This window comes from uncultured Caldilinea sp., assembly GCF_937128415.1.
GTDB lineage: Bacteria > Chloroflexota > Anaerolineae > Caldilineales > Caldilineaceae > Caldilinea.
In genome coordinates this window covers 1-13,530 of sequence record NZ_CAKZMJ010000069.1, presented here as the reverse complement: position 1 = coordinate 13,530, position 13,530 = coordinate 1, and the positions used below count along the sequence as shown (strand labels likewise).

The window sequence follows — 13,530 nt, the reverse complement described above, 5'->3', positions numbered from 1 at the left end:
CGCCTCTCTCGCCTTGTTACGGATTGCAGAACGGACAATTGCCGGGGTCGGCGAAAGTCTCTTCAGCTCCCTCGGTTGATTGATAAGCACAGCGATTGCATTGAAAGCGGTAAGCCGATGGCAGCCTCGTCGGAAGACGACACCATCGGCATGGCAGGCCGGGGATGACTTCGATCTGTTGAAAACCGGGCGCTCCACACGCAGGACAAAAACGCGCCATCTCCTCAAGCAGGTCGAGCGTGGCGCAACGGATATTCTGCATTCGCGTGGGATTGCAGTGCGCCCGCAAATCGGATTCGATAAAAACCGGCCGTCCCCCATTGGCGTCGAGCAATTGTTGCACCGCCTGCACAAAAGAATCTCTGTCTTTAAGACCCTTCACCATGCCTTGAGCCTCATGTTCGGAGCGTCTCACCACCATAGCGTGGCTGGGGAATCCTCCGCGGTGCGCCAACTCCAGCGCTTGCTGAACGTCGTTGACTGCGCCGTGCACCCAGCGCACGTTCGCCGTGAGATGCTGACCGACGATTTCAAGGCCATGGCGTCGATCCAGGAGAAGCACAATTTCGAGGTTGCCTGGAATCAGCTCAAACGACGGATGAGGGCCGAAAGAACCTTCGCTGGCCAGGGCGAGATCGACGGACGCTAGCTCGGCGGCGCTGATGGCCTTAGCGCGAGCAGCCTCGATCATGGAGCCAACTCTGGGAATCTCGCGCGTGAAGGTTCCAAAGCGGTCGGTGTCGAAGCCGGGCAACGTAAAAAGTTCAATTCCGGCATGCTGGGCAAGGAGCGGCCCCATTGCCTGCTCCTTGCCATGTTGCGTTGCACAGACAGCGCGACGCCCGCCAAACCATCGATGCAGCCGTTCGCCCATTACTCTCCCTGCCCCAACGAGTATCCGGGGCGACCATCGAAGGTGTAGAGATGTTCGGTTTTGATCACATCCATGCCGGCGCCGTGTAAGGCGGCCAACAATGCCAGCACCTGGTCGAAGTTCACGGCGCCGCCCTCGACGGGCATGAAGCGACAGCGCCAGTGGTCGGTGCAGAATGTCTCCGGAAGGCCGTCCGGGTAGACTTTGACGCCGCGATTGGTGATCATTTTGAGCAGCCACGGCTCCGGCGCCGCCTCCTCGAGCATCTGCCCGAGCAAGTTCGAGCTGCGATTGGCTCCGTTCCACTCCAGGAAAACATCGACGCCTACAAGTTGCTTTTCGCTGCGAGCCACAGGGGACGGCGTGACGTTCACCCCGCCGGCTCGATAGCGCACCGGCGGTAGGTGACGCGGCTCCTCGCCGAGCCGGGCAATCACGGCCTCCGCAAATTCCTGCGTTGTTGCGCGCACGCGGCTGGTCTTTGGATCGTACACGTCAGCAGTGTGGATGCCGTCCTCAATCGTGCGCAGCCAGGCGTTCTTGATCAGCTCCGCCGTGTCGGGCGCTCCGACGTGCACAAGCATCTGCGTGGCGGCCACCAGCAGCCCTGAAGGATTGGCGATCCCTTTTCCGGCGATGTCCGGCGCAGACCCATGCACGGCTTCAAACATTGCAGCCTGGCTGCCGATATTCGCCGAGCCCGCCAGCCCAACTGAACCTGCGATCTGCGCAGCAATGTCGGAGAGAATATCGCCGTAGAGATTCAGCGTCACAATTACGTCGAATCGTTCCGGCGTGTCCGCCAGTCGCGCAGCGCCGATGTCGATAATCTGATGCTCCGCCTGAATGTCCGGATATTCGGTCGCCACCTCATTGAACACGCGATGAAAGAGGCCATCGGTCAGCTTCATGATGTTGTCTTTGGTCATGCAGGTGACCTTGTGGCGGCCATAGGCGCGCGCGTACTCGAAAGCGTATCGAATGATGCGCTCGCAACCGGGGCGCGTCACCAACTTGAGCACCTGCACCACTTCAGAGGTCTGTTGATGTTCGATGCCTGCATAAAGGTCTTCCTCGTTTTCACGAATAATGACCACGTTCATGTCGGGGTGGCGCGCAGGCACGAAAGGAGCATACGATTTCGCCGGGCGCACATTCGCATACAGGTTGAGCGCTTTGCGCAGCGTGACGTTCAGGCTCTTGTACCCGCCGCCTTGAGGCGTCGTAATCGGCGCTTTCAAGAGCACGCGGTTGCGGCGGATCGTGGCCCAGGTCTCCGGCGTAATGCCCGAGGTGAAGCCGCGCTGATAGACCTTTTCGCCCATCTCGACGGTGTCGTAGCTCAGGGGCGCTTTGGCCGCATCCAGAACGCGCATCACTGCATCCATGATCTCCGGTCCAATGCCATCGCCGTAAGCAACGGCAACAGGGATGCGCTCCTGCGATGGTGAGGCGCGAACGGCTTGCTCTTGAACAACTGCGCTCAGCGTGGTCTCTGGCTGCATCAGATGCGCGGATTTCATCGAAGTTCCTCCTTGTTGAATGATGGAATGGTTAATTTTTTCAGGCAACAAAAAAGCCAACATGGATGACATTTGATTCATCACATGTTGGCTTTCAATCGACGCTTCCTGCCCAAAATGGCCTGAATGTCGCTTGCGCCTGCTAAATTTTGAGCACCGACTCGCTTGTGCGCTTCAGTGACTCATGCTGGTAAAGTATACTGCCTAAGTAAATTTTAGGCAAATTTGATACAAAGCGTATAACAAACTTCTGCAAGGATTTGTAGGTTTCACTCCAATGCACTGAATTTGTTCTAACGATTCGTCAAAGGCGGCCGCTCTGGATTCAAGGAAGAAGCGTCGCGGGCCGCTAGTTCGGCTTCGGCGTCCTTTTCCAGCGTAAAAACGAACACGCGTTCTCCGGTGCGCGTGCTGATGTCGGTGTGCATGCTCACCACTTGAATGCCGATCTGCTCCTCCACGAGATGAGAAAGCTCGGCAGCAAAACTCTCCACCAGTCGGGTGCGCATTTGCTTGATCAGCTCAATGCCGCCCGGCTGCGTAGCAAGTTGCTGTTCTCCCAGGCTGAGGATGCCTTTTAGCCGCACCACCACGAGATCGTCAATAATGAAGGTGCGGGCTTCCTTAGGCCCGCGCCCCAGCATCTCGCGCTCAAATTTTGTGATCGACGCGTTAATCGCCGCTTCAACTTGTCCCTTGCGCATCATCAGTGTATGGGTCTATTGGGTGCTTGCCAGATTCGCCGGTCGCGCAATGACGATAATGCGATGGGTGTTGTCGTTGCGCGGCCAGCAGGAGACCAGCGTCAGGCGGTCGTCGGGGGTGGGTTGAATGTATTTGGCGTTTTCTCTGCGCTGCTGCTCCGAAACGTATTTTTCTGGGACGATCAGCACCTCATCCACCGTGTAGATGTAGGCCCGACCTCCGGCGTAGAGTTGAATTTCATCGCCGCGCTTGAGCTGGTCAAGCTGGCGAAACACCGCCCCTTTGATGTTGTTGTGTCCACTCAAAACGATGTTCCCCGGTTGACCGGGCAGGGCGCTGTTCTTGTGCCAGCCAGCCGCATTATCGGCCACGTCCCATTCGCTGAAGATGGCGCCGCTGGCGTCCTTCTTGGTGCTCCAGCCGAGCTCCACCACCGGCATATCGGCTTTGATGGCGGGGATGACAAGGCGACTGGGCAGAACCGGTTGCGCGTGCGGCTGGTGAAAGACCGGCGCTTTGAACGGAACGGCCGGGCGTTCAGAAACGGCGAGATGGCTCATGTCGGTGAAGGGGATTGCGCTCTCCGCTGTAGGGGACGCTTCAGCGGCCGAGGCGCTGCTTCCACAACCGCTCAATAGACCAATGCTGAGAATCCAAAAGGCGATGATCCAGAATGTGCGCATAGGAAATCGCTATCCACCCATATTGTGATGATGCACTGTCGCTCCGGCGGCCCTGATCGGCCTAAGCGACAGCATACGATTGTTTTATCATCTGGAATATATCAGTAAAAATCCTGCTCGTCCAACTCCACATAGACGTCACCATGGCCTCCCTTTCTGGGGCAGACGCTTATCCGGAGCAGACGCTATTGGCTCGTTGCACTGAGGCGGCGGCCCTGCGCCAGCGCGGCCACGCGCGCCACCGGTCCTCCGGCGGGCGCCAGCACAGCGGTGAAGGTGGATTCTCCCCCGCGCGGCACGACGTTATAGTCCGGCTCCACCTTGCGCGTCGCCACGACGCGCCCCAACGGGTCGTACGCGGTCAGCACGACCTGCACCTGCACCGCCTCCTCTGGGCCGATGTTCTTCACGCGGCCCGTCACGGTGTAGGAGGCGTAGCCTTCGTTGACGACGGTCAGATCGCCGACTTCCAGGTCGCGATAGTAGCTGCCGACGTAAGCGGGCACGGCGCGCAGCACCACCACCTGATAGCGCGCAAATTTGCCCGGTCGCTCCCCAAAGAGCACGGCGAAGGGCGCGCGCTCGTTGACGTCCACCAAATCGAGCGCAGCCAGCCCTTCTGCGCTCGCTACAACCTGACCGGCGTCGTCGAGCAGCGTGACGCCGATGCGCACCTGCTCCAGGGGCGTGTCGGTGTTGTTCCAGACTTCGCCCAACACCGAAAGGCCGCCGATCATCGTCTCGCTGAAATGCACATTTTCCACAGCGATGGGCAGGGGCGTTGGCGTCGGCGTGAGGGTGGCGGCCAGGGCCTCGTCGTACTCTTCCTGGCGCGGGATGATCAGCTCCTGCCCCACCTGCAAGAGGCGCGGGTCCAAGATGCCGTTGGCGTCCTGCAAGGTTGAGACGCTCACGTTGTATTGGGAAGCGATGGACAGCAACGTTTCGCCGGCCCGAATGACGTGAATGATGGGCGTCGGCGTCACCGTGGGCGTGAAGGTCGGCTCCGGCGTGTAGGGGGCGGGCGTGGAGGTCGGCGGCAACGTGGCGACGACAATATCCACGGAAAGGGTGGGCGTCGGCGCAGGCGTGGGCGTCGGCGCAAGCGTGATCACGCGACCACAGCCGGTCACCAGGAAGAATGTCAACCCAATCCAGAGCAGGACCGGTCGAATGAACGGCCGCGTTTGCGTTTGACGGTCGAACATATAAACTGAAGTATAGCACATTCAAAAATCGAGCAGCGAAAAGAAGGTGAACCGATGACCCGCATTGCCATTCTCTCAGACAGCCATGACCAGATCGCGCATCTGACGCGCGCGCTCGAGGCCGCAAACACCGCAGGCGCTTCAGCCTTGCTCCACTGCGGCGACCTCTGCGCGCCCTTTATGCTGAACCTGATCGGCGAACGCTTTCCAGGCGCCGTTCATGTCGTCTTCGGCAACAACGACGGCGACGGACGCCTTTTGCAGACGATTGCTTCCAAACATCCTCACGTCACCCTGCACGGCGTCTACGCGGAACTGACGATCGAGGGTCGCCAGATCGCCATGATCCATTACCCGGAGCCGGCGCGTCGCATCGCCCAGTCCGGCCAGTTCGACCTGGTCTGCTACGGCCACGATCACACCCGATGGCTGGAGCAGGTGGGGAAGGGATGGCTGCTCAACCCGGGCGAGGTGCTGGGCATGAAGGGGCAGGCCACCTGGGCGCTTTACGACACGCAGACGGGGGAAGTCGCCATTCAGACGCTGTAGGCGTGCGTAGAGAGGGCAAATCAAACCAACGTTTGTTGGTTGCGTGTTGCGTGACGGAACACGCAACACGCAACACGATCACCGATCCCTGCTCACGCCTCTTCCACTTCTGCGTTGCAGAAGTAGACCTGGCGTTGTGCGAGTACGCGCTTGTCGCCGGTCAGCGCAACCGTGGCGCACAGCGGCAGATGCGCCGAAGAATTGCCCACCATCACCTGCACAGTCGCCGGCTCGACGGCGAGCTGCATGGCGGCGTCGTAATAGGCGAGCAGCTCCACCGGCAGCGTGAAGCGCACCCGTTTGCGTTCGCCCGCTTCGAGATGCACCCGCTTGAACCCTTTGAGCTCCTTAACCGGCCGCGTGACGCTGGCGCCTTCCAGCCGCGTGTACAGCTGCACCACCTCCTCGCCTGCCCTTGCGCCGACGTTCATCACTTCCACCGAAATTTGCAGCTCCCCGTCTGTAGCGGCGGAGCTGGGCGCCACCACCAAATTTTCAAAGGCGAACTGCGTATAGCTTAAGCCAAAGCCGAAAGCAAAGAGCGGCTCGTTGCTTTCATCCATGTAGGGGCCATAGAAGAACGAGCGCGCGCCCGAAGGCCGGTGCGCATAGAAGAGCGGAACCTGCCCGACATGCCGCGGGAAGGTGATCGGCAGCTTGCCTCCTGGGTTGACGTCGCCGAAGAGCACCTCCGCCAGCGCGGGCGCGCCTTCTGCGCCGGGCAGCCACGCCTCGATGACCGCCGGCGCGGCCTCTACGAGCTGCGGAATGGCGTAGGGGCGACCGGTCACCAGCACGAGCACGACCGGCGTCCCGGTCGCCAGGATCGCTTCGACCAGCGCCTGCTGGACGCCGGGCAGCGTCAGGTGCGCGCTGTCGCGGAACTCGCCCGAGGTGCACTCCGGGATGAGGCCGGCTTTATCGCCGACGACCACGATGGCTACTTCCGCCTTGCGCGCCGCCTCCACCGCCTCGGCAAACCCTTCGGTCGAAGTTGTGTTGACGTCGCAGCCTTTGGCGTAGTGCACCTGCGTCCCGGGCGAAACCGCCTGTCGGATCGCCTCCACGATCGAGAGCATGGAGCCGTAGTCGTCCACCAGCTTGACCGATTCCGGCAGCGGATGCTCGGAGAAGCCCAGCTGGCGCAAGGTGATCAGCGTTTCGATGTGCGCCGGGTAGGAGTAGTCGCCCAGCAAATTGCGCTTGCTGTCGGCGTTGGGGCCGATGACGGCGATGGAGGAGAGCGTCTTGGACAGGGGCAGCAGGTTGCCTTCATTTTTTAAGAGCACCAGCGATTTGCGCGCGATCGTGCGCGCCAGCTCGCGCTGGGGCGGCGTGTCGAAGACTTCGGGCACCGCCTCCGGCTCGACGTAGGGATGCTCGAACAAGCCGAAGGCGAACTTGAAGGTGAGAATGCGGCGCACCGAGCGGTCGATCCATTCCAACGGAATCTCGCCGGCGTGGATGGCGTCGATCAGCGCCTGACCGTAGGCGTCGATGTTGGGCAGCTCCAGGTCCATTCCGGCCTGGAGCGCCAGTTTGGCTGCATGCGCCTTGTCGCGCGCCAGGCGATGGTAGTCGCGAAGCTGGTTGATCGCCATGTAGTCGGAGACGACCAGGCCATCGAAGCCCCACTCATGGCGGAGGATTTCGGTCATCAGCCGGTGAGAGCTGCTGCATGGCTCGCCGTCGAGCTCATGATAGGCCGGCATGATGGCGGCCAGCCGCGCTGCGCGCACCGCCGCCTCGAACGGCGCCAGATACACTTCGCACAGCTCTCGCGCAGGAATGTGCGCCGGCGCCCAGTTGAGGCCGCCTTCCGACGCGCTGTAGCCGACGAAATGCTTGCCGGTCGCCATGACGCCGTCGGCCCAGCTTTCTCCCTGCAGGCCGCGAACGTAGGCGACGCCCATCACCGAGGTGAGATAAGGGTCCTCGCCGAAGGTTTCCTCGGTGCGGCCCCAGCGCGGGTCGCGGGCGATGTCGAGCACCGGCGCCAGCCCATGATGGACGCCTACGGCGCGCATCTGCCGGCGGATCACGCGCGTCATCGCCTCGACCAGCTCCGGCTCCCACGTGCTGGCGACGCCGATGATCTGCGGGAAGTTCGTGGCGCCTTTGGCCAGGAAGCCGCTGCAACATTCGTCGTGGATGAGCGCAGGGACGCCGAGTCGCGTCTCTTCGAGCAGGAATTTCTGAATCTGATTGGCAAGCCTGGCGGTTTCGACCGGGCCGAGCGTGCTGCCGCCGGCGAGTCGCGTCACCTGTCCGAGGCCATTCGCCATGCGCGCCTGCGCCCACTCGCGTCTTAACCCTTGTTCATCGGCGATCTCGTAGATCCAGAGGCTGCCCAGCTGGGCGACCTTCTCCTCGACCGTCATGCGGCCCAGCAGGTCGTCGACGCGCGCCTCCACCGGCAGGCTGGCGTCCTGATAGGGATGCTTGGTTTTGGTTGGAGTCGACATGGTTCAAAAACCCTTTTATATTTGGATTTAGGAAGAAGTTTCTTCACCGCAGAGCATACGCGAGAGATTCTTTTCGCTTTGCGAGCTTTCAGAAGCTCCACGGAATTCAACAATTCTGACGAGCCGAAGGCGCAGCTCGTAGCTGCGCTTTCTCGAATCATCGGTTCTCGCGCCTCTGCGGTGAGCCATTCCAACATCGTTGCGTCCAAGTCGCCGGGGGGCGGCGCTCTTATTGCTTGGTCTCTGCATAAAGGTGACAGGCCACCAGCGCGCCGTCGACGTCGAACTGCGGCGGCGTGACGCGGCGGCAGACGTCCATCACCATGGGGCAGCGCCCGGCGAAGCGGCAGCCCTGGCGCAGATACTCGTCCTGTTCGGTGTCGGAAAGGCGAATTTCGCCCTGCCAGCGATGGGCGGTGTCCGCCTCGGGGATCGAGGCGCGCAGGAGCTGCGTGTATGGGTGCTTCGGCGCCATCAACACCTGCTCCACCGTGCCCATCTCGACGATCTTGCCGCGGAACATGATGGCGATGCGGTCGCACACGTAGTAGGCGGTCGCCAGGTCGTGCGTGATGTAGAGCACGCTGACGCCGAGCTCATCGCGCAGCTGTTTGAAGAGGTTGACGATCGACATGCGCAGCGAAGCGTCGACCATGGAGACCGGCTCGTCGGCGATGATGAGCTGAGGGTCGGTCAACAGCGCGCGCGCAATCGAAATGCGCTGGAGCTGACCGCCGGAGAATTCGCTTGGATACTTGCCGGCCAGGTCTTCGTAGGTGAGACCGACCAGGCGCAGCTTGGCGTCGATGCGTTCGATCGCCTCCCGCTTGCTCTTCGCCAGCTTGTAGTTCTGAATCGTCTCGAAGAAGTACTGCTCCACCATGCGCAGCGGGTTGAACGTGGCGAAGGGGTCTTGGAAGATGGCCTGGATGCCTTCGGTGAACCAGACTTTCTCGTTTTTGGCCTCCTTCTTGCCGCTGTGGATGATCGTCCCGGAGGTGGCGTGCTCGAAGCCCATGATGATGCGGGCGGTCGTGGACTTGCCGCAGCCGCTCTCGCCCGCCAGCGCAAAGATCTCCGCCGGTTTGATGTAAAACGAGATGTCGTCCACCGCAGTGATCCTGACGCGCGAGATCACGCTGCCCAGGGTGAAGGTTTTGGTGAGATGTTCCACTTCAAGCAGCTTTTCCATGCGTCCCCTCCCCAACCAGCCAGCAGGCGACTTTATGGTTGGATGCCACCTGGGTGTACCCAGGCATCTCCTGTTTACAGATGTCCATCACGTGCGGGCAGCGCGGATGAAACGGGCAGCCGGTGGGCAGATTCGCCAGCGACGGCGGGCTGCCGGGCACGCTCTCGCGCGGGCTTTTGTCGCCGAACTTGGGCAGCGAGTTGATCAGGTAGTGCGTGTAGGGATGCGTCGGCGCGCTGAAGATTTTTTCGGTGGGCGCCTCCTCGACGATCTTGCCGGCGTACATGATGCCGATGCGGTCGGCGATGTTGGCGTGCACGCCCATGTCGTGCGTCACCAGTACGATCGTGTTCTTGAGCTTGGCCTGCACATCCTTGAGCAACTGCACGACCCCGCGCTGCACCACCACGTCGAGCGCAGTCGTCGGTTCGTCACCGATGATGATGCGCGGCTTGAGCAGGGTCGCCAGCGCAATGGTGACGCGCTGCCGCATGCCGCCCGAAAGCTGATGCGGATAGGCGTCCAGAATTTTGACCGGCAACCCCAATTCGGTGAGATGCTCTTTGGCCAGTGCAAAGGCTTCGCCTTTTTGGTGCACGCTGATGTGGCTTTCGATGAAGTCGCGATAGGTGTCGCGGATGCGCGACACCGGGTTCAGCACGCTCATCGAGCCTTGCGGCACGTAGGCGATATATTCCATGCGCAGCTTGCGCTTTTCCTCCTGCGTCAGCGTGGAGACATCGACCTCGGCGCCGGCGATGCGATAGGTGACCCTGCCGCTGATGATGCGCAGCGGCGGCTCGACCGCCGCGGCGAGCGCCTTCAGCAACGTCGATTTGCCGCAGCCGCTTTCGCCGGCAATGCCGTAAATTTCGTCCTCTTGAATCGCCAGATCGACGTCGTTGACGGCCTTGATGACCTTGGCTTTGCCGTAGACGTCGAGAATATAGTGAGCGTGCAACCGCTCGGTTCTTAAAATCGTGTTGTTTTTCATACTCACCCAGCCCCTACGCGCTGCACCCGCGTGCGCGGATCGAGATATTCGCTGATGCTGACCGAGAGCCAGTAGAGGGCGATGAAGAGCGCCACCGACAGCGTGATCGGCGTCATCACCCACCACCAGCGGCCCAACAAGATCGCCTGGTAGTTGATCGCCCAGTAGAGCATCGTGCCCAGCGTCGGCGTCGCCAGGTCGAGCAGGCCGAGGATCGCCAGCGTGATCTCCAGCCCGATCGCCCAGGCCATGTTGTTGATGAGCGTCGAGAAGATCAGCGGCGTGGTGTAGGGCATGTACTCGTTTATCACCAGTTTGAACGTGCTGGCGCCGGAGAGGATGGCGGTCTGGGTGAATTCGCGCTCGCGCAGGCTCAAAATTTGCGAGCGGATCAGCCGCGCGTCCCACGCCCAGCCGAAGAAAGCGAGCAGCAGCCCCAGCGTCACCAGATTCAGGCTGGCGCGGATCAGCATCGCCATCATGACGATGATCAGAAAGAGCGGAATGACCAGCAGGCTGTCGCTGAAGAACATCAGCACGCGATCCCAGGTCCCGCCTTTGTAGCCCGCCACCATGCCCACGATGACGGCGATGATGCGCGAGACCACGCCGGCGATGACGGCGATGATCAGCGAGTTGCGCACGGCGAAGGTCGCCGTCCAGAAGATGTCCTGGCCGTTGGAGTCGGTGCCCAGCCAGTGTTGTGCGGAAGGACGTAGATCGCGCGGCACCTGTCCCCAGCGCGAGGGGTCGTAGGGCGAAAAGAAGGAAAGCAGCGCAAACGCCACCAGGATGCAAAGCACCCCAAAGGCGAAGGCGAATCGATAGTCGCGCAGTAAATCTCGAAATAGCTTCACGCGGCCTCCATGCTCTACATATACCGAATCCGCGGGTCAAAGAGCGGATAGATCAGATCGACGATGAGCACGCTGGTTGTGATCGCCAGGATGGAAAAGACGGTGATGCCCATGATCAAATTGTAGTCGCCGTTGATGATGGCGTTGTACAACAAGGTGCCCAGCCCTGGATAGGAGTAGACGATCTCAGTGATCAGGGCGCCGCTGAAGATTAAGCCCAGCGATAAACCCAGCCCGGTGATCTGGGGCAGCAGCGCATTGCGAATCACATAGCGGGAGACGATGCGACCCTCTTTGACGCCGCTGAGCTTGGCGTAGGTGACGAAACTTTCGGCGTTGACGTTCTGCACCACCAGCTTCATGGTCTGGAACCAGACCGCTGCGCTCAGGATCAGGATCGACATGGCGGGCAGAAACGAATGCCAGAGCACGCTCTGGATGAACGGCCACGACCAGGAGGGGCGCATGCCCAAGCGAGCGCCGCCGGAAATGGGAAACCAGCGCAGGTAATAGGCGAAGATCAGCAGCAGCGCAAAGGCGAAGATGTAGTAGGGCAGCGGACGCACCACCATGGCGATGGCGTCGAGCACGCGCGACCACTGTTTATTGGAATAGTAGCCTGCGAAGCCGCCGATCAGGTTTCCGATCACCCATCCCAGGATGGTGGTCGTGAGCAGGAGCCCGGCCGTCCACGGCAGCGCCGTCATGATCAGATCGATCACCGGCGTGGGAAACTGAAAGAAAGAGACGCCGAGATCGCCGCGGAACAACCTCCCCCAAAAGGCCAGGTATTGATCCCAGAGCGAACCTTCCAGCCCATACATCTGCTGCAGATCCGAGATGATCTTGTCCATGGCGCCTGGCTCCAGATAGGCGCCGCGCGCCCGCATTTCGGCGATCGTGCGCAACACAGGATCGTTGGGCAGGAGGCGCGGAATGAAAAAGACGGCGGTGATGCCCAGCACGATCACCAGCACATACTGGATCAGCCGAGGAATCAGGTAGCGTTTCAAGAACATTCGACGCTTTGCTCCTTTGACTCAGAGATCGAAAAGGGCCAGATCGGAGGTTTTTGAGGGGCGCCTCGTCGATAACCAGTGAGGCGCCCCATCTCCACCGTTAAGCGCTCAGCTCAATCGCCAACCTCCGAACTTGCGCGCGTCTTACCGTGCGCCTGTCGGCTGCAGGAAGGGCGTCATGTACTTGAAGGGACCCCAGTGCGTGTACGGCTGGGTGTAGGGATTCTCGGCGCCGGGCCAGTTCGTCCAGTAGGTCTGATCCCAGGCGATGAAGCCGACGTAGCCGAAGGTTGGGATGCCGGGCATCTCGCGCACCGCAATTTTCAGCCCCTCGATGCCGACGTCCACTGTCGCTTGATAGTCGGTCGGGTCGGTGTTCTGCAGCTTCTCGATCACGGCGTCCATCTCCGGGCTGGACCAGCGCGACGGATGGCCGGAGGTGACCTCGCCCAACGGCTTCACGAACTCGGACTTCCAGTGGTTGAGCACGCGATAGAGGTCCGGCCCGGCGCCCCACGGCTCCTGTGCAGGCCAGTTGCTGGAGACGTCGAAATCGCCGACGGCGTTCAGATTGGCGGTTGCTTCAGAAGAATAAACCTCTGCGTCGATGCCGAATTTCTTCCATTGCTCGACGACGGCGACGCAATTGCGTTCACCCATGCCGGTGGCCAGTTGGGTACCTGTCAGGCAGCGAATCTTCCAGGGCGTGCCGTCAGGCAACAGCCACTTGCCGCTGGAATCTCTGCTAAATCCATTCTTGATCAGGAGCTTCTCGGCCACATCCGGCGCGTACTTGTACCAGCCGTAGCCGAAAAGACGCGCTTGCTGTTCTGGGTCCTCAGGCACCTCGTAGCCGCGGGATTTTGCATACTCTACAACCCGCTGCGAGGCATTCGGATCAAACGGCTTGAAAGTTTCGCCGTTGCCCAAATCGAGCGTGAACTCCGCCAGCCAGGGCAGCATCGGCTTGATGAAGTCGTCGGGATAGTTGGAGAGCGAGGGAATGTGCACCGGGCTGAGCGCGCCTGTGCCGTCCACCGCCATGCCCATGTACTCGGCGATGTCGATCGCCAGCAGCAATGCCCACCGCACCTCGCGGTTGTCGTACGGCGCTCGCGCCGTGTTGAAGGTGATGCCGGTCTGGGCCGGATCGTTGTTCACAACGTACGGCCAGTTCAACTGATAGGCGCGGCAGGAGTCGCACTGCGCCAGCACCGCCTTGAGGCCGTCGGATGAAACGTTGACGACGTCGGCCTGGTGCGTCAGCTGCGCCAGAATCTTGGCGCCTTCGTTGGCGAAGTACTGGAAGATGATGTACCTGGGCTTCGGCTCGCCGAACATGATGCCGGTCGGGCTTTTATCCCAATCTGCGCGTTTCTCCCAGATCGTCCAGAAGCCGGACGGATCGTAGCTGTGCAGCTTGTAGGGGCCGGTGCCGACGAAGGGGTTGAACTTGAAGGT

12 protein-coding genes are annotated in these 13,530 nt (G+C 61.0%); 1 reads left to right on the top strand and 11 read right to left on the bottom strand.

Annotation, left to right across the window (positions count from 1 at the left end):
• Positions 1-16: 16 nt before the first annotated feature.
• The 5 genes from Q0367_RS13140 to Q0367_RS13120 form a co-directional block, all read right to left on the bottom strand.
• Positions 17-874: a DUF6671 family protein gene (locus Q0367_RS13140; RefSeq protein WP_298982734.1), complete on the bottom strand. Its 858-nt coding sequence runs from the start codon at positions 872-874 to the stop codon at positions 17-19.
• Positions 874-2,397 carry an NADP-dependent isocitrate dehydrogenase gene (locus Q0367_RS13135; RefSeq protein ID WP_298982732.1) on the bottom strand — a complete coding sequence of 508 codons (1,524 nt, stop codon included), beginning with the start codon at positions 2,395-2,397 and terminating at the stop codon, positions 874-876. The genes Q0367_RS13140 and Q0367_RS13135 overlap by 1 nt, the downstream gene beginning before the upstream one ends.
• A gap of 293 nt (positions 2,398-2,690) precedes the next feature.
• Positions 2,691-3,104: a DUF2294 domain-containing protein gene (locus Q0367_RS13130; protein ID WP_298982730.1), complete on the bottom strand. Its 414-nt coding sequence runs from the start codon at positions 3,102-3,104 to the stop codon at positions 2,691-2,693.
• 12 nt (positions 3,105-3,116) lie between these two features.
• Positions 3,117-3,785, bottom strand: a complete 669-nt coding sequence (locus tag Q0367_RS13125) for a sortase (protein WP_297640363.1) — start codon at positions 3,783-3,785, stop codon at positions 3,117-3,119.
• 185 nt (positions 3,786-3,970) lie between these two features.
• On the bottom strand, positions 3,971-4,993 hold the full coding sequence (locus Q0367_RS13120; protein WP_297640361.1) for an FxLYD domain-containing protein: 1,023 nt from the start codon (positions 4,991-4,993) through the stop codon (positions 3,971-3,973).
• Between the two features lie 54 nt (positions 4,994-5,047).
• Here Q0367_RS13120 and Q0367_RS13115 point away from each other — a divergent pair, with 54 nt between their 5' ends.
• The gene (locus tag Q0367_RS13115; RefSeq protein WP_297640359.1) at positions 5,048-5,542 is read left to right on the top strand and encodes a YfcE family phosphodiesterase; all 495 of its coding nucleotides are present in this window, start codon (positions 5,048-5,050) and stop codon (positions 5,540-5,542) included.
• A gap of 92 nt (positions 5,543-5,634) precedes the next feature.
• On the opposite strand, the gene Q0367_RS13110 is transcribed toward Q0367_RS13115, so the two are convergent.
• The 6 genes from Q0367_RS13110 to Q0367_RS13085 form a co-directional block, all read right to left on the bottom strand.
• A complete protein-coding gene (locus Q0367_RS13110; protein ID WP_297640357.1) occupies positions 5,635-8,007 on the bottom strand; it encodes a glycoside hydrolase family 3 N-terminal domain-containing protein in 2,373 nt (790 codons plus the stop codon).
• Positions 8,008-8,236: 229 nt separating this feature from the next.
• Entirely contained in the window at positions 8,237-9,199 is a 963-nt protein-coding gene (locus Q0367_RS13105; protein ID WP_297640355.1) for an ABC transporter ATP-binding protein, read from the bottom strand.
• Complete coding sequence (locus tag Q0367_RS13100; RefSeq protein WP_297640353.1) at positions 9,183-10,193, bottom strand: ABC transporter ATP-binding protein; 1,011 nt, start codon at positions 10,191-10,193, stop codon at positions 9,183-9,185. The genes Q0367_RS13105 and Q0367_RS13100 overlap by 17 nt, the downstream gene beginning before the upstream one ends.
• A 2-nt stretch (positions 10,194-10,195) precedes the next feature.
• Entirely contained in the window at positions 10,196-11,050 is an 855-nt protein-coding gene (locus Q0367_RS13095) for an ABC transporter permease (protein ID WP_297640351.1), read from the bottom strand.
• Between the two features lie 14 nt (positions 11,051-11,064).
• On the bottom strand, positions 11,065-12,069 hold the full coding sequence (locus tag Q0367_RS13090; protein WP_297640348.1) for an ABC transporter permease: 1,005 nt from the start codon (positions 12,067-12,069) through the stop codon (positions 11,065-11,067).
• 144 nt (positions 12,070-12,213) lie between these two features.
• On the bottom strand, positions 12,214-13,530 hold a 1,317-nt coding region (locus tag Q0367_RS13085; RefSeq protein WP_298982725.1), incomplete at its 5' end, for an ABC transporter substrate-binding protein.

Bases quoted from the DNA above. Each gene is read 5' to 3' on its own strand.
- Q0367_RS13140 (WP_298982734.1), bottom strand. From the start codon at position 874: ATGGGCGAACGGCTGCATCGATGGTTTGGCGGGCGTCGCGCTGTCTGT.
- Q0367_RS13135 (WP_298982732.1), bottom strand. From the start codon at position 2,397: ATGAAATCCGCGCATCTGATGCAGCCAGAGACCACGCTGAGCGCAGTT.
- Q0367_RS13130 (WP_298982730.1), bottom strand. From the start codon at position 3,104: ATGATGCGCAAGGGACAAGTTGAAGCGGCGATTAACGCGTCGATCACA.
- Q0367_RS13125 (WP_297640363.1), bottom strand. From the start codon at position 3,785: ATGCGCACATTCTGGATCATCGCCTTTTGGATTCTCAGCATTGGTCTA.
- Q0367_RS13120 (WP_297640361.1), bottom strand. From the start codon at position 4,993: ATGTTCGACCGTCAAACGCAAACGCGGCCGTTCATTCGACCGGTCCTG.
- Q0367_RS13115 (WP_297640359.1), top strand. From the start codon at position 5,048: ATGACCCGCATTGCCATTCTCTCAGACAGCCATGACCAGATCGCGCAT.
- Q0367_RS13110 (WP_297640357.1), bottom strand. From the start codon at position 8,007: ATGTCGACTCCAACCAAAACCAAGCATCCCTATCAGGACGCCAGCCTG.
- Q0367_RS13105 (WP_297640355.1), bottom strand. From the start codon at position 9,199: ATGGAAAAGCTGCTTGAAGTGGAACATCTCACCAAAACCTTCACCCTG.
- Q0367_RS13100 (WP_297640353.1), bottom strand. From the start codon at position 10,193: ATGAAAAACAACACGATTTTAAGAACCGAGCGGTTGCACGCTCACTAT.
- Q0367_RS13090 (WP_297640348.1), bottom strand. From the start codon at position 12,069: ATGTTCTTGAAACGCTACCTGATTCCTCGGCTGATCCAGTATGTGCTG.